Below are 21,774 nucleotides of genomic sequence, written 5' to 3'. Positions count from 1 at the left end.
TGACAGCGCGGGCCTAGAGCGCCAGATCCACCCAGCCGTCTTGGGCCCGAGAGGCGGCAACGGCCGTCTCGATGAAGGCCATGCCGCGCAACCCCTCCTGCACGCCGGGCAGCAAAGGCGCCGCATTGCCCTCAAGAACCGCCGCGAAATCGCGATAGAGGGTGGCGAAGGCCTCCATATAACCTTCGGCATGGTGGACGCCCGGCGGACAGGCGATCGCCGGCGCGGCCTCTTCGAATGAGAGCCGAAGGCTGGCACCGTCGATCGGATGCAGCGCGAGGGCGTGAGGATCATCGAGCGTCCAGACCAGACTGGCGGCCTCCCCATCGCAGCGCAGGCGGAGCCGGTTGCCCTCCCCCGCCTCGATCTGCGAGGCCAGAATTGTCCCGCGTGCGTCGTTCTCGAACCGCAGGAGCACGGCGCAGTCGTCGTCCAGCGTGCGCCCTGGCACGACGCTGCCAAGGTCGGCCATGATCCGGCTTACGTGCAGGCCGGAGACGAACTCGGCGAGATGGAAGGCGTGGACGCCGATGTCCGCAATGCAGCCGCCCGCTCCGGAGCGCACGGGGTCTACCCGCCAGGCCGCCTGCGCATGGTCGGCTGCCCTCGCCAGCCAGCCCTGCGCATAGGTTGCGCTGACCTTGCGGATCGCGCCCAGCTCGCCTGCGGCGATCATCGCGCGGGCGGCGCGCACAGCGGCAAAGCCACCATAAGGATAGCTGACCGCAAAGGGGCGGCCTGTCTCCTTCACAAGCGCGGCGAGCCTGCGGGCTTCATCGAGCCGCGCGGTCATGGGCTTGTCGCTCATCACGGCAAGCCCGGCCTTAAGGGCCGCGACGGCCGCCGGATAATGGAGATGATTGGGCGTGACGATGGTCACGAAGTCGGCGCCATCCACCCGGCTGCGCTCGCCCGCCAGCAAGGCGGGGACATCGGCATAGGCAAGGGCGGGATCGATGCCATAGGCCAGGCCGGCCTGCCGGGATCGCGCCGGGTCGGAGGAAAACACGCCCGCAACCAGCCTGATCTGCCCGCTTGCCTCCGCCGCGATGCGGTGGGTCTGGCCGATGGACAGGAGCCCGCCTCCGCCGATCATGGCCATGTTCAACATGACAGGCGTTTCTGCATCGGGACGCTTCCCCAGCGATCAGGCAGCGACCAAGGCGGCGTCGCGCAAGCCGCGCCACACCCGGGCGGCCTGCACGCTTTCCTGCACGTCGTGCACCCGCACGATCTGCGCGCCCTGCCCGATCGCGACCTGCGCCAAGGCGACCGAGCCGCCGAGCCGCTCCTCGACCGGCGCACCATCGGTCAGCGCGCCGACAATGCGCTTGCGGCTGGCCCCGAACAGCAGCGGCACGCCCAGCGCCTGATAAATGGCCAGATTGTTGATGATGCGCGTATCGTCCTGCAACGCCTTGCCGAAGCCGACACCGGGATCGAGGATGATCTTGCTCCGCGCCATGCCGGCATCGAGGCAGGCGGCGATCCGCGCCTCCAGCCAATCGAACACGGCCATGTCCGCCGTCGGCCCTGCCACGGCGCCGGCCTTGTACTTGACCGCCCCGCCATGCGGATCGTCGCCAGCGGACGGGCTATGCATCAGGATGACGGGGCACCCCGCCTTCGCCACCACCTCCAGCCCACGCGGATCGTGGGTGAGACCGGTCACATCATTGACGATGCCGGCGCCGGCCGCGAGCGCGGCCTCCATCACCGCCGCCTTGCGCGTATCGATGGAGACCGCGATGCCGTTCCTGGCCAGTCGCTCGATCACCGGCACGGTCCGGGCGATCTCGTCGCCCTCCCACACGGTGGCGGCGCCGGGCCGGGTGGACTCGCCGCCGACATCGATGATCGAAGCGCCGGCCAGTTGCATGGCAAAGCCGGAATCGGCGGCGCGCTCGGCATCGCCGATGAGCTTGCCGCCATCCGAGAAGCTGTCCGGCGTCATGTTGAGGATGCCCATGACCTGCGGCGTATCGAAGCGAATGACGCGCTCGCCCAGCGTCAACGGTGCGCGAGGCGCCGTCAGCCCCTGCATTTGCGCTGCGACCCGCTCAGCCTGCGCATCGCTCAGGCGGCTTTGCCAATCGTCAAAGACGGAGACGGGGACGATGGCCTTGCCGGCAGCGCCTTCCGCTCCCGCCCAACGGACCTCGAGGCCCTGAAACCAGATCAGTCCCCCGGCAAGCCTGCGGAATTCATGCGCCTCCAGCCCGACAGGCGTGTCGATGAACCAGATCGGGCGCAGATAGAGGCGGGCGTCCGGCGGCGGGGTTTCCATCATCATCGGGCGATATCCTTGTGCATCCCGCGCGCCTTAGCTTGCCCGGCACAAAAGCGGAAGCAGGAGCCCGGACCCGCGGTGGGAGCGCGCCGTCCGGGCCCCAACGACGGTGCCTTATGGCTCCGTCGCGAGCAGGTAAAGCTGGCGCATGGCATCGAGCGGCTTCACGGCGCCTTCGTGCTCGATCTGCCAGAAGGTCCAGCCATTGCAGCTTGGCGCGCCCTGCAGCGTGGCGCCCATCTTGTGGATCGAGCCGGTCTGGCCGTTGCACTCCAGCGAGCCATCGGCGCGGACATGCGCCTTGAAGCGCCCCTTGCTGGCGGTGAGCACAGTGCCGGGCGCGATCATGCCGGTCTCGACCAGGGTGCCGAATGCCACGCGCGGCTGGCTCTTGGGGGATTGCATGATGGTCAGCGCGCTCTCATCGAGCGGGAGCGCTGCAGCAATACGCTCCCGCGCGACCTCGCAATAACTGTCTTCCCGCTCGATGCCGATCCAGCGGCGCCCGAGGCGGCGGGCCACGGCGCCGGTTGTGCCGGTGCCGAAGAAGGGATCGAGCACGACATCGCCCTTGTTGGTGCAGGAGAGCAGCACGCGGTACAGCAGCGCCTCCGGTTTCTGAGTGGGATGGGCCTTGGTGCCACCGCGCTTGAGGCGTTCCTGCCCGGCGCAGATCGGCAGCACCCAGTCCGAGCGCATCTGCAGCTCGTCGTTCAGGGTCTTCATGGCGCGATAATTGAAGGTGTATTTCGCCTTCTCGCCCTGGCTGGCCCAGATCATCGTCTCATGCGCATTGGTAAAGCGCGTGCCCTTGAAGTTGGGCATGGGATTGGCCTTGCGCCAGACGATATCGTTGAGGATCCAGAAGCCGTGATCCTGCATCAGCGCGCCGACGCGGAAGATATTGTGATAGCTGCCGATCACCCAGATCGTACCATCGGGCTTGAGGATGCGGCGCGCTTCGGCCAGCCACTCGCGGCAGAAGGCATCATAGGCGGCATAGCTGTCGAACTGGTCCCAGGCGTCATCCACTGCATCAACGCGCCCGCCCTCGGGCCGGAACAGATCGCCGCCGAGCTGGAGATTGTACGGCGGATCGGCGAAGATCATATCGACGCTCGCCGTCGGCAGCGTGCGCATGATGGCGATGCAGTCGCCCTGCAGCAGCGTGTCGAGTGGCAGGACCGGCGGCGTGTTGGCCGGCAGGACCTTTGCGCGCGCCGGTCGCTTCGTCAGTTTTTCCATCACGCTCATGTCGTCTCACCCCCGTTTGTGCGCCCGGTGTGAGTCACGACGAGTCCACCGTCAAGAGCGGTAACGGACTGGAGTCACGCGAAGAATCCGCGCCGGAAATGAGAACGAAACGAGTCCCACACGAGGGATGGAGTCCTGCGATTCAGGCAGGACTCAACATGTTGTGGTGTTGCGCCGAAGACTCAGGGCCGCGATGGACCGAAAAATATTTTAACCGAGCCTCCGGCGCTATCGATTTTCAGAGGCTGCCCGGTCCCTGGATCAGCAACCACAGGCCGATGACCGCGAACAGGCTGGCCGCCACGATGCGCACCACCTTGAGCGGCACGCGGCGGAGCAGTTCGTGCCCGAGGAACACTGCCGGGACATTGGCGATCAGCATGCCCAGGGTCGTCCCCATCGTCACCAGACCGACCTGATGGAACTGCGCGCCAAGCGCGACCGTCGCGATCTGTGTCTTGTCTCCCATCTCCACGAGGAAGAAGGCGATCGTGGTGGTGACGAACGCGCCGAAGCGGGCCGGCTTGTCCTCCAGATCATCGATCTTGTCGGGGATCAGCGTCCAGATCGCCATGGCAAGGAAGCCCGCGGCGACCAGATAGTGGAACCAATTTTGCTGAAAGATGGACGCCACGCTCGCGCCAAGCAGGGCTGCCAGAAAGTGGTTGGCCAGCGTCGCTGCGAGAATGCCGAGGATGATCGGCACCGGCTTCTTGAACCGGGTGGCGAGCAGGATGGCCAGCAACTGCGTCTTGTCGCCGATTTCGGCGAGCGCGACGACGGCGGTGGAGGTGAACAGGGCTTCCATGAAAAATCCTCAGCCGGGCAACAAGACAAACAATGACACCGCGCCTCCCGCCCGGCCTGGACGGAAGCTCGATGTCATTGGTCTCGCCGGAATGCTTGGATTCCCTGCCGCCACGGCCTCTCGACCGAGTATGTTGACGGGCAGGCCTGCCGGAAACCGGCAGCTGGCTACTCCCCAGATGACCCCAGCGCCTTAGGCCTTCGGCCGTCTCCCGTCAACGGGCGCCCTACAGAAAGGCCAGCTGCGCGACTGGCGCGAAGCTGCGGCGGTGAAGCGGGCTTGGGCCATGCTGGCGCAGCGCGGCGAGATGATCGGCGGTGCCGTACCCCTTGTTCCGCTCCCAGCCATAATGCGGATGATCGCGCGCGGCTTCCCGCATCAAGGCATCGCGATGTTCCTTGGCGATGATCGACGCAGCGGAAATGCAGGGCTCCAGTGCATCCCCTCCGACGATTGCCCGTGACGACCAGCGCCACTCGGGGCGCCGGCCATGCGGCGTGAGATTGCCGTCGACCAGCACCTCGCGCGGATCGCACCCCAGGCGGGCGCACAGTCCCTCGACCGCGAGCGTCATCGCCAGCATCGTCGCGCCAAAGATGTTGAGCCGATCAATCTCGGCGACGTCCACCACGCCGACGGCCCAGTGGCAGCGGCGCTTGATCGTCGCTTCCAGACCCGCGCGCTTGGCGGCGCTCAGCTTCTTGCTGTCATCCAGTCCGGACGGGCGCGGCTTGCAGAGAACGACCGCTGCCGCGACCACCGGCCCGGCCAGCGGCCCGCGCCCGGCCTCGTCGACCCCCGCGATCATCCCTCGACCCGCCAGGGCGGAAAGCGCCGGTTCTCGCCCGCCGAATAGAGACAGACGCGGTTACCGGCGGGATCGACCAGCCAGGCCTCGCGCCAGCCCCATGCCTGATCCACCGGCTCATTATCGAAGACGAGCCCGGCCGAGATCAAAGCGGTCACCCGGGCATCGAGATCGTCGCATTCCAGATAGACGCCATGCTGCTGGCCATGGAGAGACAGCGTCGCGCCGCCCGGCGCCTCGAACCGGGCATAGGGCTGGTCCGGGCTGTCCACGATCAGGGTCAGGCCCAGATCCTCGTAGAAATCGCGGGAGGCGGCATAATCACTGACCGGCACGGAAATCTGGTTGAGCCGGCCGCTCGGCCCCATGTCGAGCCGTACCGCGCCATGCGCCATCGGCCCATGCCCGCGGCCGAGGCCCGGCGCAGTGCGCAACGCCAGTCGCACGAACAGGCGCGCCCGAGCGATCGCTTCCGGCAGATCGAGCCCCTGCCCCAGCCCGGTCGCGATGGCGCTGGCCAGGGTGCAGCCGGTGCCATGGGTATCCTCGGTATGGATGCGTGCCCCTTCCCAACGGGCGATTTCGCCTTCCGAACCGACAAGCCGGTCGGTGATGATCTCGCCGGGCGCGTGGCCGCCCTTGATGAGCAGCATCTCGCCCCGCGCAGTCAGGTCCGCCTCGCCGCCAAGCGCCTCCAGTTCGGGGAGATTCGGCGTCGTGACGAACGCCCAGCCCATCAGCTCGTGCAAGCTCTCGATGGTGGCGGCGTCCGCCAGCACGCCGCCGCTCGTCGCGACCATCACCGGATCGAGCACCACCGGCGCGCCGATGCTCTCAAGTCGGTCGGCGACCGCCAGCGCCGTCTCCGCGGAGCCGATCATGCCGATCTTCACGGCGTCCACGCCGATGTCGCTGACCACGCTGTCGATCTGCGCCAGCACCATCTCCGTCGGCACGGGATGCACGGCCTGCACGCCCAGCGTATTCTGCGCGGTGATCGCGGTGATCGCCGTCATGGCGTGGCCACCCAGCATGGTGACGGTCTTGATGTCCGCCTGGATGCCGGCGCCGCCGCCGGAGTCCGAGCCGGCGATGATCAGGATTCGAGGATAGCTCATGGGGCGCTTTTGCCCCTTACCGGCGCGGAAGTCGAGCCGCTGGCGCTGCGCCTCACTGTTCCTTGCGGACGCAGGCGATGCACAGCGATGCCTCGGGCCGGGCCGCCAGACGCGCCGGCGCGATGGGCTCGCCGCAAAGCATGCAGGCACCGTAAACGCCCGCCTCGATCCGCGCGAGCGCACGATTGACCGAACCGATCTCGCGCGCCACCAGCGCGAACTGCTGCTCCAGTGCGCGATCATCCTGCACTTCGGTTGCCTGTTCGGTTGAATCGGCATTCAGTGGTTCGTCCAGATCGACCGCAAGCCGCTTTTGCCGAGCTTTCAGATCATCGCGCATGGCCAGAAGCCGTGCCTTTGCGTCCATCATATCCATGGTCACACCTCTCCGTCCGACTGCTCGATGCCAGTCTAGGGAGTGATGCGCGCCAATCCATGCGCCAGATCAAATGGGTCGCGGGGGCGCTCAGCCCTTGAAGCGGCGCTCCGTCGAAGCAGGGTTTCGCTTGAGCGCGTCGCCAGTCCGGCTGGGCCGGTCCAGCAACTCGCCCCCGCAATTGGGGCAGCGATCATCCATGTCCTCGGCGCACTCGGCGCAGAAGGTACATTCGAACGAGCAGATGAAGGCGCCGCCGGCATCGGCTGGAAGATCGGTGCCGCAGCGCTCGCAATCCGGGCGCATCTCAAGCATGGGCGGCCGCCGCGCTTGCCACGGCATCGCAGATGCGGTCCACCACGCGGACGACCTGATCGCCATCGTCCCCTTCGGCCATCACGCGGATCACCGGTTCGGTGCCGGACGGCCGAATGACGAGACGCCCCACCCCTTCCAGCTCCGCTTCGGCCTGCGCGATCACGGCCTGGACGCTCTGCGCCTCCAGCGGCTTGCCGCCGGCGAAACGGACATTCTTGAGCAATTGCGGGACCGGCTCGAACTGGCGCAGCAGCGCGCTCGCCGGCTTGCCGCTCTGCACGAGCGCGGCGAGCACCTGGAGCGCGGCAATGGTGCCATCGCCCGTCGTCGCATAATCGGAGAGGATCATGTGGCCGGACTGCTCGCCGCCGACATTGCAGCCACGCGCCTTCATCTCCTCCAGCACATAACGGTCACCGACCTTGGTGCGGATGAGGGGAATGCCCTCGCTAGCGAGCTTTCGCTCCAGCCCCAGGTTGGACATGATCGTGGCGACGACCCCCTCGCCCTTGAGCATGCCCTGCCGCGCCCAGCTCGTGCCGATCAGCGCCATGATCTGGTCGCCATCCACGATGGTGCCGGTCTCATCCACCACGATCAGGCGGTCAGCATCGCCATCGAGCGCAATGCCGATGTCGGCGCCGGATGCCACGACCGTCTCCTGCAGCAGCAGCGGCGCGGTCGAGCCGCAGCCATCGTTGATGTTGGTGCCGTTGGGCGTCACGCCGATTTGGACTAGCTCAGCGCCCAGCTCCCAGAAGGTGTAGGGCGCGGTGTTATAGGCGGCGCCATTGGCACAATCGAGCGCGACCTTGAGCCCATCGAGCCGCAGATGCTGCGGGAAGGTCGATTTGACGAAGTGAATGTAACGCCCGCGCCCATCCTCGACCCGCCGCGCGCGCCCGATGCCCTCGGATGGAGCCAGCGGTATCTCGCCGCCCTCGATCAGCGCCTCGATCTTCAGCTCGTCGGCGTCGGAGAGCTTGTAGCCGTCCGGCCCGAACAGCTTGATGCCATTGTCATAATAAGGATTGTGGCTGGCCGAGATCATCACGCCGAGATCGGCGCGCATGGATGCCGCCAGCATCGCCACGGCGGGCGTCGGGATCGGGCCGAATTGCACGACGTCCATGCCGACGCTGGTGAAGCCTGCGACCAGCGCATTCTCGATCATATAGCCGGAAAGCCGCGTATCCTTGCCAATCACCACGCGGTGGCGATGGCTGCCGCGCATGAAGTGACGGCCGGCGGCCATGCCCACTCGCATGGCCATTTCGGCCGTCATCGTGGACTGGTTGGTGCGGCCCCGGATGCCATCCGTGCCGAAGAAGCGTCTGGTCATCGCTGGTGCTTAGCGGATCGGGGGCCAGCAACGCCAGCCCCCTTGAAGGCTCACCGCACCGGCGCCGTCTGGTCCCGCAGGCCTTCCTCCGGGCGGTCATCGACCGGTTCATCCTCTTCCTTCAGCGTGTCGAGATGCATCAGGCGCTTGACCAGCGGGGAGACCGCCAGCACCGCGACGGCAATGCCAATCGTCCACCAGCCGATGGTGTTGTAGACGGAAAGCGTCGCCTCCTTGGTCATCTCGCCATCATGACCGCCGGTCGCCTCGCCGATCTTGCCGGCGACGAAATTGCCGACCGCAGACATGTAGAACCAGGCGCCCATGATGAGGCTGGCGAGATGCTTGGGCGCCAGCCGGTTCATCGCGGAGAGCCCGACAGGCGAGAGGCACAGTTCGCCGGTGGTCTGGAACAGGTAGACCAGGAACACGAACAGCACCGGCGTCAGCGCCGCCATGCCCGCGGACTGGGCACCCCATACGAAGATGAGGAAGGAGAAGCCGACCTGCGCCAGCGCCAGACCGAATTTGGCCGGTGCGGATGGTTCCCAGCCGCGCTTGCCCAGCCACAACCAAAGCCAGGCGAAGACCGGCCCGAGCAGCACGATGTAGATGGGGTTGAGCGACTGGAAGAAGGTGGTCTGGAAACCGCCACGGTCGACATAGCGATCCGTGTACAGATTGAGGCTGCCGCCCGCCTGCTCGAACAGACCCCAGAACACCGGGTTGAGCGCGACGAGGAAAACGATCGCGAAGATGCGATCGCGGGCATCGGGTTGCAGCTTCATCGCGGCGTAGAGCACATAGCCGAGCAGGGCGACGCCCGCGACGATAAGCAGCGTCTCGATGATGTCCTGATACTGGACGAGGAACCAGATCACGCCGATGGAGGCGACGCCGATGGCATACAGCAACCATTCCGTGCGCAGGGTGAGCGGCTTGGGCGGCTCCCCCTTGCCCATCAGGAACGGTTTGCCGATGACGAACACCGCCGCGCCCAGCAACATGCCAACGCCCGCTGCGCCGAAGCCGTATTTCCAGCCGTAGGTCTCGCCGAGCCAACCGGCCATGATGGTGCCGATGGCCGCGCCCACATTCACGCCGACATAGAAGATCGTGTAGGCGCCGTCGCGGCGGGGATCGGTAAGACCGTAAAGCTGACCGACGATCACGGAGATATTGGCCTTGAGGAAGCCGGAGCCGACAACGATGCAACTCAGCGCCAGCCAGAAGATGTTGATCGTGGGATCATCCTGTCCGCCCGATCCCTCGAATGCCATCAGGCAGTGGCCGGCGGTGAGGATCAGCGCGCCGAACAGCACGGCCTTGCGCTGGCCGAGATAGCGGTCGGCGAGATAGCCGCCCAGCACCGGTGTGACGTAGACGAGGCTGGTATAGGCCCCGTAGACGAGGTTCGCCTGTCCATCGCTGAACAGCCAATGCTTGGTGAGGTAGAAAATCAGCAGGGCGCGCATGCCATAATAGGAAAAGCGCTCCCACATCTCGGCAAAGAACAGGATGTAGAGGCCCTTGGGATGGCCGATAAACTCCTGCTTCTTGCTCACAAGCCCAACCGCGCCGCCGGCAAGAAGCACGACGAGCGCGATGAGGGCGATGGCTGGAATGGTCGCCATAAAGTCTCCTGGTCCGGGCAACGGCGAGGCGCCGGCCGCGACAATATGCCCATGAGACTTAGAGAGTCTGACATTTGAGAAAAGCGCTTTTTTCCGCCGGCCTCGACCAACCAGCCCGCCGATCCGTGATAAGGGCTACCCGAGCGCCGTTGCCGTAGCGAAACCGGCACAGTAGATGCAACATTGCGATCAATTCGCAAACGCGCTTGGCGGATCGACCGGATTTGGCTAGCGATACGGCATGTTCAACGACCGTTCTTCCCTCCCCGCCTATCTCGCATCCCGCCGATCCGGCAAACCGCGCGACCTCGCGGCGCCCGGCCCCTCGCTCGATGAGCAACGCGAGATGGTGCGGATCGCGACGCGGACCCCCGATCACGGCAAGCTCGCTCCCTGGCGGTTTGTGATCGTGCCCGACGACAAGCGCGCGGCGCTGGCCGCGCTGCTCGAGCGTGCCTATCTCGCCGAGAAGCCCGAAGCCGGCCGGCTCGAGATCGAGGCGATGCATCAGTTCGCGCATCAGGCGCCGGCGCTGATCGTTGTCCTGTCCTCGCCCAAGCCTTCCAAGATTCCGGTTTGGGAACAGGAGCTCTCCGTCGGTGCGGCGACAATGAATCTGCTGCATGCCGCCCATGCCATGGGTTTTGCGGGAGGTTGGCTGACCGGCTGGCCGTCCTATAACGAGGCCGTGCGCGATGCGTTCGGCACCAGCGAGGAGCGGATCGCCGGCTTCGTGTTCATCGGCACGCCCTCGCGGGATCTGGACGAGCGCCCCCGGCCGGAGCTGGACGACGTGTTGTCGATCTGGTCGGGCGGCTGACCGCACGCTTCCGGGCCGGCGCCTTGACCGATCCACTGTATTATGTCAGTGATGCAGCATGATCGATGAGAGCCGGCCCGTTTATCTGCGCCTGCGCGACGAAATCGCCGCCGCCATTCTGGATGGACGCTTTGCCGATGGCGATGTCTTGCCATCCGTGCGGGCCTTTGCGGCCCAGCAGGGCGCCAATCCGCTAACCGTCGCCAAAGCCTATCAGAGCTTTCAGGATGAAGGGCTGGTGCAGGTCCGCCGTGGTGTTGGCATGTTCGTCGCGCCGGGCGCATCGCGTCGCCTGCGGGTGATGGAGCGCGAACGCTTCTTCAGCGCGGTCTGGCCAGGTGTCTCCGAGCAGATGCATCGCATTGGAATCACGCTGGAAGAGCTGACCGAACGAGATCGCGTGACCACCGGCTGATCACGGCCCGTCGCCCCAACCCATCGATCTATCGCGTCTGATCTCTCGTTCATCTGCCGTTGCGGTTGGCCTCGCCAGACTTGTCGCATCAGGTTGAACGGAGACAAGACATGATCAAGACCGCCCTTGCTACCCTCGCCGCCGTCGGCGTGATGATGAGCGCAGCCCCTGCGGAAGCCCATAAGAGCAAGCATCGACATGGGCATGGCGCTAGCCGTATGTATGATGAGCGCGGCTATTATCGCGAGCCCCGCCCGATCACTCGCGACACGCGCACATGGCGCGGCGACGATGGCCGCTATTATTGCAAGCGCGCGAACGGTACGACGGGCCTGATCATCGGCGCAGCCGGTGGCGCATTGCTGGGCCGGACCATCGATACGCGGGGCGACCGCACGCTCGGCACCGTTCTTGGTGCGGCTGGTGGCGCCTTGCTCGGTCGGGAAATCGAGCGCAGCGGCGCGCGCTGCCGCTGATCGCCGCTTGAGTTTGGACGTGCCGGAGTGGCCACAAGGTCGCTCCGGCACGGACCGCTCAACTCTGGAGATTATAGCTTTTCATGAGATCGTAGAGCGTCGGCCGGCTCACCCCCAGCATGCGTGCCGCGCCTGAGATATTGCCCTCGGACCGGGCAATGGCCCGCCGGATCGCCGCCTGATCGGCCGCCTCGCGGACCGCGCGAAGATTGACCACCGGCCCATCCTCGCCAGCTGCTCCATCCAGATCAAGATCGCCTGCGGTCACCATCTTGCCCTCGGCCAGGATGACCGCGCGTTTGACGCGGTTTTCCAGCTCCCGCACATTGCCCGGCCAATGCCAGGCATCGATGGCGGCAATGGCATCGCTGGCCAAGCCGCGCACCTGTGCATTCAGTTCCGGAGCGAAGCGGGCGACGAAATGGCGCGCCAGCAGCACGGCATCGCCGGTTCGCTCCGCCAGAGCTGGGATGCGCACGATGATCTCTGCCAGGCGGTAATAGAGATCCTCGCGGAAGCGGCTTTGGGCGATCATCTCCTCCAGATTTTGGTGGGTCGCGCAGACGATCCGGCAATCCACGGCGATCTGCTGGCGCCCGCCGATCCGCTCGATGGTCCGCTCCTGCAAGAAGCGCAGCAGCTTCACCTGCAGGGCGAGCGGAATATCCCCCACTTCATCGAGGAACAGCGTGCCGCCCTGTGCCTGTTCGATCTTGCCGGACGTGGTCTTCACCGCACCTGTAAAGGCGCCCTTCTCGTGCCCGAACAGCTCGCTCTCCAGCAGCGTCTCGGGGATCGCCGCGCAGTTGATCGCCACGAAAGGCCCGGCGGCACGGTCGCTCTTTTCGTGCAGGCCGCGCGCGAGCAACTCCTTGCCAGTGCCACTTGCGCCAAGCAGCATCACGGACACGCTGGCGCTCGCCACCCGTTCGATCATGCGCGCGACCTTGAGCATTTCCGGCGATGCCGTGATCATATGCCCGAGCACCCGCGCATCGGCGGGGACCGCCTCGGCAAGCCGCCGGTTCTCCTGCTCCAGCGTGTGGACGTGGAAGGCGCGGGCGACGATGTGCCCTAGCGAGTCGATGTCGAGCGGCTTCTGGTAGAAATCCCACGCCCCCTGCGCAATTGCACGCCGGGCACTGGCGCGGTCGCCCTGACCGGATGCTACAATCACCTTGGTCGCCGGGGCTTCGGCCAGGATCTGCGCCAGCGCGGCCATGCCCTCGGTGATTCCATCCGGGTCGGGCGGCAACCCCAGGTCGAGCGTGACCACCGGCGGCGCTTCTGCGCGCAGGATGTCCATCGCCTCCTCCCGATCGCCGGCGATCAGGATGTGATAACCGTCATAGGACCAGCGCAACTGGCGCTGCAGACCTGGATCATCTTCGACGATCAGCAATTTCGGGCGACTATCCCCCATCACATCGCACTCCGCATCGGCATGTCTGTTGCGTTTTCACTTGGGCTGGCGACTGGCAGCCGGATCGTGAACTGGCTGCCTTCCCCCTCGACACTCTGGACGAGAAGCCGGCCGCCCATTGCCTCGACCAGCGCGCGTGTCTCATGTGCGCCAAGGCCAAATCCATTGGCTTTGGTGGAGCTGAAGGGGCGGAACAGACGGTCGCGCATGAAGGCGGCGCTCATCCCCTTGCCCCGATCGATCACGTGAAGATCCAGCCCGGCATCGCCTTGCTCGACGACGATCCGCACCAGGGCTCCGTGCGGGCTGGCTTCGATGGCATTGCGCACCAGATGAGTCAGCGCGCGCTGCAGATTATCGGCGTCGACGATCACCTGCTGGTCGAGCGCACCCTCCACGACGACATTGCGCGTGCCGCCGGCCCAGGCGCGGGCGAGATCGCCGAGCCATGGCCCCAGCAGCAGCTCCTCGCGCTCGGACGGGCGCGCCTGCCCGCCGCGCCCGAGGCGCTGGATGAGGTCGTTCATCCGCGACGAGGTCTCTTCCAGCGTCAGGATCATATCCTCCCGGAACGCCGGATTGTCCGCGTGGCGGCGGGCGTTGCCGGCCAGCAACGTCATCTGGCTGACCAGATTCTTGAGATCGTGCAGGATGAAGGCGAAGCGGCGGTTGAACTCCTCGAACCGCTGCGCTTCGGCCAAAGCCTCGCGATGGCGCTCCTCCGCGACACGAGCGGCAGCTTCACCGCAGACGACGCGCAGAACGTCGAAATCCTCCCAGTCGAGCGCGCGAGAGCGTGGCGGTGCCGCGAGCAGCATCACGCCGATGATCTCATCGCGGCAGATGAGCGGCGCGATGGCCCAAGCGACACGGCTCTCCAACATCGAGGCCGGGAGAAGGGCGCCCAGATCATGTCCCTCGCGTGCGATGTCGAGAATCTTTCCGGCCGGGACCATCCGGTCGGCGACGGCAATGGGCAGGGTCAGCGGTGCCGGGCTAGCCTCTGGCCACGCATAGGCACAGACGCGGACCAGACGCTCGTCCTGCCTCAGATACAGCGCACCGGCCGGCGCATCGACCGCCTGGGCAATCGCCCGCGCGATCCGGCAATCGAGGCTGGTGTCATCCGTGTTTCCGCCATCCATCGTGGCGGAGAAGCGGAGCCAGAGGCTGCGATAGTCATATCGATGCGCGAACACATGCTTGGAGATTTCGCCCCGCAACCATGACCGCATCGAGGCCGACGGCAGAAAGGCCAGCACCGCGACGGCAAGGGTGAAAAGCAACGCGAACTGGACGATGCGTGCCATGGGAGCGCTCATGCCGCTCAGCAAGCCGACCAGCAGCAGGATGACGCAAATATAGAACAGCGCGAGACCCGCCGAGACGAGCCGGGTCGTCAGTGTGCGCGAGAGCGCGAAGGCGCGCGTGCCGTCGCTGCGCAGGCCCAATGCGAGCATGATCGCCAGCACCGCCATCACGAACCCGCGCATCGGCGCGAGCGGGGTCATGCTCCCTTCGGCGAACCAGACCAGCAGATAATGGTTGAAATCATAGGCCCACATGCAGGCCAGCGCGGCGGCCAGCCAGCCCTCACGACGGGCCGATTCCGGGTCACCGCGCCCCGTGTTCCAGCGGAAGAGCAGCAGCAGCGCGCCCAGAGCGAAGGCAGCGCGCAACATCCAGGTCATCTCGAAATAGACGAGGATGCGGCGATCGACCCGAATACCCTCGCCCATTTGCAGATCGAAAATGAGCTGAACCGCGAGCACAAGCGCCAAAGCCAGCACCACAACCTTGGGGCCAGTCCGCCCGCCCGGTCGCCAGACCCGCGAGAGGCTGGCCAGTGCTGCCAGCCAGGCCGCGTTGCGCATGGTCTCGGTGACGCCATCGCTCAATTGCCCGAGTGGGCTGAAGCCAACAAAGGCATGACGCAGCGACCATAGCGCCGTCAGCGCCAGCGCCACGATGACGAACTGCGGCGCGGCGATGCGGTGGGGTTGTCGCGAAATCAAGATTGCGAGCGTGGCGAACAGGATCGCCGCGAGCGCGTGACCCAGATGGCCGGCAATCAGCCAGACAGTCATGCGCATCTCCCCCGGCTAAGCGACCGCCCGGCCGTGAAGATCACGCCGCCCACGTCGCAGCCCCGCCATCCCGCTTTACAGGTCAGTGTAAGATGATCCGACACCCGGCCGACTTACGATGAAATAGCAAAAATATGCTGAACGCCGCAGACTGCCGGCGCGCGATGCCGATTTTTACCGGATGCTAAGCCTGTTTGCTTATCGTGCCTGCGTCCGCGAAGACCGGACGAGCCGGAGCCATTCATGCCCAACCGCATCTATCTGCTGATCGCCCTCGCCTTCATCATCGGTGGGCCGATGCTTGTGATGGGCATCAGCAATGCCCTCCCTTCGGACCCGGCGGCAGAGGTGGCGGCGAACGGCGGGCAGGCCCCAGAACCGTCCGTGGAGCAGGCTCAATCCGAACCGGACGCGGAGGCGCCGCCCCCGCCGGTGGTAGAACAGGCGCCCGGATCGACCGATCCCCTCTTCGATGCCAACCCGACGCTTGATGTGGAGTCCGCCCGCGTCTCGCTTCCCGAGCCGGTCGCCGAGGATGTCCCCGCACCGCCGCCCCCGGCCCACGCGGAAAACTTCTCGCCGCAGTCCGGTTTTGGCGGCGACGACGGCAAACCGCATTATTGAGGCGCGCGTGATCTTGACGGACGAAGGGGGAGGCCGGCCGCTCAGCGCGGCGTTGTCAAAATGTCAATCAGGGCGCTCACACCGGCGTCAATCCCGATGCTCATCTGCCCCGCTCGGAAGCGCGGCAATATCCGTTCGGCGATGATCTTTTTGCAAAGTGAGTTGGGCAACTCTTGTTCCAACCCATAGCCAACCTCGATCCGCAGCTGCCGCTCGTGAGGCGCGACAAGAAGAACCACGCCGTCATTATAATCCTTGCGGCCGATCCCCCAGGCATTGGCAAGGTCACGGGTGAAATCTGAAACATCCCGCCCGCCTAGAGATTTGACGGTCACCACAACCATTTGGTGACGGGTGGTCTCTTCAAACCGCGCTAGACGCTTTGAAAGTGCCGCTTCTTGCTTGTCCGGAATGATGTTGGCGAAGTCATTGACGCGGCCAATAGGTGCGACTTCCACCTGCGTTTGAGCGGCGCGAGACGGCGCATCGGTCGTGGACTGGTCGGCTGGCGGCGCGTTAGAACAAGCCGCGGTGAACATGATCAGCAGGGGGAGGATGAGCTTCTTGGTCAGCATTTCGAAGTCTGACCTAAAGGTCCGCATTTTGCTGTTTCGGGCCAACGTATTTCGAACCGAAAAACATAAGCTATGCCCCCCCGCAAAGTCAGCCTACGATTTCCCAAAAATATCCAGCGCCGCCACTATCAGCGCCTTTGCGGCCGTCCCGATCACCGCATGGGGATCAGGCGCCCAGAGCGGGCTGTGGAGCGATGGCAGGCTGATCTCGCCGCGCTGCGCAGCGGCCACCTTGTCAGGGTCCACCCCGCCGACCCAGAAGATCATGCTCTCGATGCTGTCATCGGCGCGGTGATATTGGCCGAAATCTTCGCCGCCCATCACCGAGGGCACCTGCCGCACCCGATCGGCACCGAAATGGGCGCGCAGCACGCCCGCGACATGATCGCTGAACTGGGGCGTGTTGTAGGTGGCCGGCGTATAATCCTGCTCCACCGTCATGATCGGCATCCGGTCCTCCGGCACACCGGCCGCCATCGCCTCGCCCCGCGCGATCCGCTCGATGCCGCCCAGCAGGCGGGCGCGCGTCTCATCGGAATAGCTGCGCACGGTGATCAGCAGCTTTGCCTCGTCCGGAATGACATTGTGCTTGGCGCCGGCGACGAAGCTGCCGACCGTCACCGCGGCCGCCTCCTGCGGATCGCACTCGCGGCTGACCAGCGTCTGCAGGCTGGTGACGATGCGTGCCGCGATCACAATCGGGTCGATGGTCTTGTGCGGATAGGCGCCATGGCCGCCTCGGCCCCGCACGGTGAGGTCCACACTGTCCACATTCGCCAGGATCCAGCCCGGCGTGTAGCCTATCATGCCGGCCGCAAGCTCGGCGCTGTCGTGGAAGGCAAGGACGTGGCTTGGCTTGGGGAAGCGCGTGAACAGCCCATCGTCCAGCATGGCCTTGGCACCCAGGCCGATCTCCTCGGCCGGCTGCAGGATCATCACCAGCGTGCCCGACCATCGCGCCCGCAGCGCCATCAGCGCCTGCGCTGCGCCGGTCCAGGCCGTCATGTGCGTATCGTGGCCGCAGGCATGCATCACCGGGCTCTCGATGCCATCGCGCGTCGTCGCCCGGACCCTTGAGGCGTAGGGCAGACCGGTCTTTTCCTCGAGCGGAAGCGCATCCATGTCGGCGCGGATCATCACCACCGGGCCGGGACCGTTCTCCAGCACAGCTACCACGCCCGTCTGCCCGACCTGCTCGGTAACGGCAAAGCCAAGCGCTCGCATCCGCGCCGCCAGCGTCGCCGCAGTGCGCACTTCTTGGAAGCTCAGTTCCGGATTGGCGTGCAGGTCGCGATAGATCTCCAGCAGTTCGGGAAGCGCCGCATCGATGGTCGCATCTATGTGGGAGGCAGCAGTGGCTTCGTTCGACGCTTCGTTGAAAGACATGTCTGTTCCTTCTGCCCCGTGACGGCCGCGATCATAGGCGCTTTTGCGCGCCTTGGAAGGGCAGTGAGCCGAAGCGCTTTCAACCCGCCTGCTCTCTGCCTATGAGGCGGGCATGAAGCTGGACCGCCCCCCAAAAGCTGTGGTGTTCGATATGGACGGCGTGCTGTTCGACACCGAGACGCTCTATCGCGCGGCGATGTTTGCCGCCGGCGATGAGGGCGGTCACGCGATCACCGAGGCGCTCTTCAATGCCACATTGGGGTGCCCATGGCCGACCGCGCGACAGCACTTGCTCGACCATTTCGGCGGCGATTTTCCGGCCGATGATTTTCGGCATCGCGTGCGAGCCCATTTCGACCAGTTCGTGGCGCGGGATTTGCCGCTCAAGCCCGGTGTGGAAGCGCTGCTCGATGTGCTCGATGCGGCGGGGTTGCCCCGCGCGATCGCGACATCCTCCGGCCATGAGCAGGTCCGGCATCATCTGGCACATCATGGATTGGCGGGTCGGTTCATGCATGTCGTGGCGTTTGGCGATTATCAGGCGGGAAAACCGGCGCCCGATCCCTATCTCCTCGCCGCAGAGCGGCTACGCGTCTCGCCGGCCGATTGCCTTGCCCTTGAGGATTCACACAATGGCGTGCGCTCGGCAGCCGCGGCAGGCATGATGACGGTGATGGTGCCGGATCTGATGGCGCCCACATCAGAAATGCAGGGCCTATGCGCCCACATCGTCGAGGATCTGCATGCCGCGCGCGACATCGTGCTGGCGTCGCTTTCGGAGGGCCACCTGGTCGAACGACGCTAGTCCGCGCGCCCTGTGACTCGCTCGTCGGCCATGGCATCGGCCTCTTGAGCGGCGCTCTCGCCCGGTGCCGGTAACCGCCCAAGCGCCTCGACCGGTTCGATCGCGTCGATCTCCCGCGATCCGGTTTCGACGCTCAGATCCTTGAAGCGACGGCCGGTGACCAGCACGCGGTTCTCGAAGCTGGAGACGAATTTGTTGTAGCTGGAGACCGAGCCATTGAGGCTGCGGCCAAGCGAAGAAAGATGTCCGGCGGCCACCGCCAGCCGCTCGTACATTTCTTTGCCGAGCGCCGCGATCTGCTGGGTCTGTTCGGCCATTTTCTCCTGCCGCCAGACACTCGCAACGGTCCGGGCGATGGCGACCAGATTGGTCGGCGTGGCCAGCAGCACGCGCTTCTCGAAGGCCCATTCCCACAGGCCGTCATCCTGCTCCAGCGCCGCGGCGAGGAAATGCTCGCCGGGGATGAACATCACGACATAGTCCGCCGCATCACCGAAGCGCGTCCAGTAATCCTTGGCGCCAAGCTGCTGCGCGTGGTTGCGGATCGCGCCGGCATGGGCCTTGAGATGCCCGGCCCGCACCACCTCGTCCACAGCGTCGACCGCTTCCAGATAGGCGTTGAGCGAGCATTTGGCGTCGATGATGAGTTGCCGCCCCCCGGGCAGACGCACGATCACGTCCGGGCGCAGCCGGCCATCGGCAGTATCCACGGAAACTTCCGAGCGGAAATCGGCGAACTGGCTGAGCCCCGCCATTTCCAGCACGTTGCGCAATTGCTGCTCGCCCCAGCGCCCGCGCGCCTTGGGGCTAGAACGCAGCGCGTTCACCAGCCGGGCCGTCTCCACCCGCGCCTCTGCACTGCCCAACCGCACCTGCTCGACGGCCTCGCGCAGCGCGGCGTAGCTATCCACCCGCTCCTTTTCGACCTTGCCTAGGCCTTCCTCATAGCGCTTCAGCGTCGTCTCGACCGGCTGCAGCAGCGCCTTGAGGCTCGCCTCGCTCTTCTCATGAGCCTGATGGAAGCGCTGGTCGGCGCGCTCGATGAGCATGCGCTGCGCCTCGTTCAGCAACTTGCCGGCAGTTTCACTGAACTGCGCAGACAATTGCTCGCGCGCCTCACCCAGCGCGCGAATCTGGGCCTCGAAGCCCTCCATCCGCGCCTTCTGATCGGCCTGCACAGCCGCGAGCATCCGTTCGGCCTCGTCCCGCGCGCGATCGGTCTCATCCAATTTCGCGCGCAAGAGGTCCGTTTCTTCCGCCTGGCTCGCCGCCACCGCGAGGTCGCGCAGCGCGGCGTTGCGCATATCCTCAAGGGTGGCGAGTCGGTCGGCGAGAGCCTTGCGCTCAGCCTCAACCGGCGCAGCCATACGGGCGCGCATCAGCCAGCCAGCGGCAAGCCCGACCAGCAGAAGAAGCAGACTAAGAACGAGGCTTTCGACGGTCACGGCAACTCGCGGCAAAACAGGAACGAAATGAGAACTTATCGCCCCTGCCCCACAAGCGCAAGCCCGTCACTCGATATGGCCCTGCTCGCGGAAGAAGCTGTTGAGGGCGCCGAGCATCGTCTGCCACCAATCGACGACATCGGCGAAATTGCGCTGGGTCAGGCCGCCATAGGTTGTCACGTCATAGGTCAGGTCGAGCGAGCCATCCTCGTCCACCGCCATCTGGCTGAACCGGTTCTTGCGGTTCCACAAATTGGCGAGCTCTGGCGTGTTCTTGCCGTCATCCACGAAGCTGGTCGAGAAATGTAGCGAGGCGCAGTTCTTTCCGTCCTCGCATTCGTAGAAATAGATGTTGAAGTTGTAGCCGCTCGCCGCGCTGGTGATCATCGGGTTGCCGCTCGACTCGCTCTTGCTCAGGCTGGCCTTGTAGCCGGCCTCCTGAATCGCCTTCACCACCGTCTCCGGCGCATTCGCGCAGACGAGCCCCTTGCCGCACGGTTCCTCATCGGCCGCATGAGCGGGCGCTGTCATCATCACAAGCGCACATGCTGCAGCCGAAATCCAAGCGGTCGTCTTCATCGTTTTCCCCATTTGCTCGTTGCCGCCACGGCCTTATCGCGATGAAGCGGACATCGCCACACCGCAAAGCCTATTGCGGTTATGTTCTTCATATGTTCTATTGACACATGAGTGCGATCAAGGGGCGCGGCGCCCCGGCTAATGAGGTATCGAGGCGTTTTCACCTGCCCGCGCGCGAGGTGGATGGCGACTGGCTGGATGCGCGACTGGCGGACGGTGAGGACCAGCCGCCACCCCTGCGCACCACCGTGACGCTGGAGCAGGCGCGCACGATCATCACCCGCAACAATTCCCCCGACATTGGCTTTGAGCAATCGGTGAATGCCTATCGAGGCTGCGAACATGGGTGCATCTATTGCTTCGCGCGGCCGAGCCATGCCCGGTTCGATCTCTCGCCGGGGCTGGACTTTGAGAGCCGGTTGTTCGCCAAGCCGGATGCGGCCGAACTGCTGCGGCGGGAACTCGCCAAGCGTGCTTATGTGGTGAAGACCATCGCGATGGGGACGAACACCGACCCCTATCAGCCCATCGAGGGGCGGTATCGCATCACGCGGGCGTGCATCGAGGTGCTGGCCGACTGCCGCCATCCGCTGATGATCACCACCAAATCCAACCGGGTGCTGCGGGATCTCGATCTGCTGGGGCCGATGGCAGCGCAGGGGCTGGTCGCGGTGGCGATTTCGCTCACCACGCTGGATGCCGGGCTGCACCGCAAGCTGGAGCCGCGCGCGCCCTCGCCTGCCAGCCGGCTCGCGGCGATCCGCGGGCTCTCACAAGCGGGGGTGCCGGCCCATGCCAGCCTGTCGCCGATGATCCCGGCGATCAACGATCATGAGATCGAAGCACTTGTCGCGGCGGCCGCAGAGGCGGGCGCTCAATCGGTCTCGTTCATTCCGGTGCGACTGCCCTTCGAGGTCGCGCCGCTGTTCCGGGAGTGGCTCGATGAGCATTATCCGGACCGGGCCGCCAAGGTGATGAGCCTCATTCAGTCGATGCGGGGCGGGCGCGACAATGATCCCAATTTCGGCACGCGCATGCGCGGGTCCGGGGCTTATGCGGAGCTGATCGCCACCCGCTTCCGCGTCGCTCAGGCACGCCATGGCCTTGGCAAGGGTCGCCTTGCGCTGGGGCATGACCTGTTCGTGCCGCCGTTCGATCAGGGCGATCTGTTCAGCATGCTGCGATGAACAG

Annotated in this window: 22 protein-coding genes and 1 riboswitch; of the genes, 6 read left to right on the top strand and 16 right to left on the bottom strand. The window is 65.4% G+C overall.

The features are described 5' to 3' along the window. Nucleotides 1-13: 13 nt before the first annotated feature. From M2341_RS08710 to M2341_RS08665, 10 genes are all read right to left on the bottom strand, one after another. Nucleotides 14-1,111 (bottom strand): Gfo/Idh/MocA family oxidoreductase, encoded by a 1,098-nt coding sequence (locus M2341_RS08710; RefSeq protein WP_319801046.1) that lies wholly within the window; start codon nucleotides 1,109-1,111, stop codon nucleotides 14-16. A gap of 36 nt (nucleotides 1,112-1,147) precedes the next feature. Then, the gene (folP, locus tag M2341_RS08705) at nucleotides 1,148-2,290 is read right to left on the bottom strand and encodes a dihydropteroate synthase (RefSeq protein ID WP_264586013.1); all 1,143 of its coding nucleotides are present in this window, start codon (nucleotides 2,288-2,290) and stop codon (nucleotides 1,148-1,150) included. 114 nt (nucleotides 2,291-2,404) lie between these two features. Beyond that, nucleotides 2,405-3,544, bottom strand: a complete 1,140-nt coding sequence (locus M2341_RS08700; protein ID WP_319801045.1) for a site-specific DNA-methyltransferase — start codon at nucleotides 3,542-3,544, stop codon at nucleotides 2,405-2,407. Between the two features lie 238 nt (nucleotides 3,545-3,782). Further along, nucleotides 3,783-4,352, bottom strand: coding sequence for a TMEM165/GDT1 family protein (locus M2341_RS08695; RefSeq protein ID WP_181559541.1), 570 nt, complete (start codon nucleotides 4,350-4,352; stop codon nucleotides 3,783-3,785). A 3-nt stretch (nucleotides 4,353-4,355) separates the two neighbouring features. Then, a riboswitch (yybP-ykoY riboswitch) is annotated at nucleotides 4,356-4,541 on the bottom strand. A 37-nt stretch (nucleotides 4,542-4,578) separates the two neighbouring features. Next, nucleotides 4,579-5,160, bottom strand: a complete 582-nt coding sequence (locus tag M2341_RS08690; protein WP_264584958.1) for a ribonuclease HII — start codon at nucleotides 5,158-5,160, stop codon at nucleotides 4,579-4,581. Next, nucleotides 5,157-6,278 (bottom strand): bifunctional hydroxymethylpyrimidine kinase/phosphomethylpyrimidine kinase, encoded by a 1,122-nt coding sequence (gene thiD, locus M2341_RS08685; protein ID WP_264584957.1) that lies wholly within the window; start codon nucleotides 6,276-6,278, stop codon nucleotides 5,157-5,159. The genes M2341_RS08690 and thiD overlap by 4 nt, the downstream gene beginning before the upstream one ends. Nucleotides 6,279-6,330: 52 nt before the next feature. Then, complete coding sequence (locus M2341_RS08680) at nucleotides 6,331-6,654, bottom strand: TraR/DksA family transcriptional regulator (RefSeq protein ID WP_264584956.1); 324 nt, start codon at nucleotides 6,652-6,654, stop codon at nucleotides 6,331-6,333. 90 nt (nucleotides 6,655-6,744) lie between these two features. Then, a complete protein-coding gene (locus tag M2341_RS08675; protein WP_264584955.1) occupies nucleotides 6,745-6,969 on the bottom strand; it encodes a DUF1272 domain-containing protein in 225 nt (74 codons plus the stop codon). Beyond that, a complete protein-coding gene (gene glmM, locus M2341_RS08670; RefSeq protein ID WP_264584954.1) occupies nucleotides 6,962-8,314 on the bottom strand; it encodes a phosphoglucosamine mutase in 1,353 nt (450 codons plus the stop codon). The genes M2341_RS08675 and glmM overlap by 8 nt, the downstream gene beginning before the upstream one ends. A gap of 50 nt (nucleotides 8,315-8,364) precedes the next feature. Further along, the gene (locus M2341_RS08665; RefSeq protein WP_181559535.1) at nucleotides 8,365-9,948 is read right to left on the bottom strand and encodes a peptide MFS transporter; all 1,584 of its coding nucleotides are present in this window, start codon (nucleotides 9,946-9,948) and stop codon (nucleotides 8,365-8,367) included. Between the two features lie 241 nt (nucleotides 9,949-10,189). On the opposite strand from M2341_RS08665, the gene M2341_RS08660 reads away from it, so the two are divergent. The 3 genes from M2341_RS08660 (at nucleotide 10,190) to M2341_RS08650 (ending at nucleotide 11,659) form a co-directional block, all read left to right on the top strand. Continuing rightward, the gene (locus tag M2341_RS08660; RefSeq protein ID WP_264584953.1) at nucleotides 10,190-10,768 is read left to right on the top strand and encodes a nitroreductase; all 579 of its coding nucleotides are present in this window, start codon (nucleotides 10,190-10,192) and stop codon (nucleotides 10,766-10,768) included. A 58-nt stretch (nucleotides 10,769-10,826) separates the two neighbouring features. Beyond that, nucleotides 10,827-11,183, top strand: a complete 357-nt coding sequence (locus M2341_RS08655; RefSeq protein ID WP_264584952.1) for a GntR family transcriptional regulator — start codon at nucleotides 10,827-10,829, stop codon at nucleotides 11,181-11,183. 110 nt (nucleotides 11,184-11,293) lie between these two features. Then, on the top strand, nucleotides 11,294-11,659 hold the full coding sequence (locus M2341_RS08650) for a glycine zipper 2TM domain-containing protein (protein WP_264584951.1): 366 nt from the start codon (nucleotides 11,294-11,296) through the stop codon (nucleotides 11,657-11,659). 58 nt (nucleotides 11,660-11,717) lie between these two features. Here M2341_RS08650 and prsR read toward each other — a convergent pair whose 3' ends face one another. Both prsR and prsK read right to left on the bottom strand, forming a co-directional pair. After that, the gene (prsR, locus tag M2341_RS08645; protein WP_264584950.1) at nucleotides 11,718-13,082 is read right to left on the bottom strand and encodes a PEP-CTERM-box response regulator transcription factor; all 1,365 of its coding nucleotides are present in this window, start codon (nucleotides 13,080-13,082) and stop codon (nucleotides 11,718-11,720) included. Beyond that, nucleotides 13,082-15,169, bottom strand: coding sequence for an XrtA/PEP-CTERM system histidine kinase PrsK (gene prsK / locus M2341_RS08640; protein ID WP_264584949.1), 2,088 nt, complete (start codon nucleotides 15,167-15,169; stop codon nucleotides 13,082-13,084). The genes prsR and prsK overlap by 1 nt, the downstream gene beginning before the upstream one ends. Before the next feature lie 243 nt (nucleotides 15,170-15,412). Between prsK and M2341_RS08635 the strand changes: the two genes are divergently transcribed. Beyond that, nucleotides 15,413-15,793, top strand: a complete 381-nt coding sequence (locus M2341_RS08635) for a hypothetical protein (RefSeq protein ID WP_264584948.1) — start codon at nucleotides 15,413-15,415, stop codon at nucleotides 15,791-15,793. A 41-nt stretch (nucleotides 15,794-15,834) separates the two neighbouring features. Here the strand turns inward: M2341_RS08635 and M2341_RS08630 are convergent, their stop codons facing one another. Both M2341_RS08630 and M2341_RS08625 read right to left on the bottom strand, forming a co-directional pair. Further along, a complete protein-coding gene (locus tag M2341_RS08630) occupies nucleotides 15,835-16,368 on the bottom strand; it encodes a TPM domain-containing protein (RefSeq protein ID WP_264584947.1) in 534 nt (177 codons plus the stop codon). Between the two features lie 93 nt (nucleotides 16,369-16,461). Further along, complete coding sequence (locus tag M2341_RS08625) at nucleotides 16,462-17,754, bottom strand: amidohydrolase (protein WP_264584946.1); 1,293 nt, start codon at nucleotides 17,752-17,754, stop codon at nucleotides 16,462-16,464. Between the two features lie 112 nt (nucleotides 17,755-17,866). Here M2341_RS08625 and M2341_RS08620 point away from each other — a divergent pair, with 112 nt between their 5' ends. Beyond that, complete coding sequence (locus tag M2341_RS08620; RefSeq protein ID WP_264584945.1) at nucleotides 17,867-18,559, top strand: HAD family hydrolase; 693 nt, start codon at nucleotides 17,867-17,869, stop codon at nucleotides 18,557-18,559. Here the strand turns inward: M2341_RS08620 and rmuC are convergent. Then, nucleotides 18,556-20,004 carry a DNA recombination protein RmuC gene (rmuC, locus tag M2341_RS08615; protein WP_264584944.1) on the bottom strand — a complete coding sequence of 483 codons (1,449 nt, stop codon included), beginning with the start codon at nucleotides 20,002-20,004 and terminating at the stop codon, nucleotides 18,556-18,558. The genes M2341_RS08620 and rmuC overlap by 4 nt on opposite strands. A gap of 66 nt (nucleotides 20,005-20,070) precedes the next feature. Next, nucleotides 20,071-20,583 carry a YbjN domain-containing protein gene (locus M2341_RS08610; RefSeq protein WP_264584943.1) on the bottom strand — a complete coding sequence of 171 codons (513 nt, stop codon included), beginning with the start codon at nucleotides 20,581-20,583 and terminating at the stop codon, nucleotides 20,071-20,073. A gap of 107 nt (nucleotides 20,584-20,690) precedes the next feature. Here M2341_RS08610 and M2341_RS08605 point away from each other — a divergent pair, with 107 nt between their 5' ends. Beyond that, entirely contained in the window at nucleotides 20,691-21,770 is a 1,080-nt protein-coding gene (locus tag M2341_RS08605) for a PA0069 family radical SAM protein (RefSeq protein WP_264584942.1), read from the top strand. Nucleotides 21,771-21,774 lie beyond the last annotated feature (4 nt).

The sequence above is a fragment of the Sphingobium sp. B7D2B genome (genome assembly GCF_025961895.1).
GTDB lineage: Bacteria > Pseudomonadota > Alphaproteobacteria > Sphingomonadales > Sphingomonadaceae > Sphingobium.
This window is presented reverse-complemented; position numbering and strand designations above follow the sequence as displayed.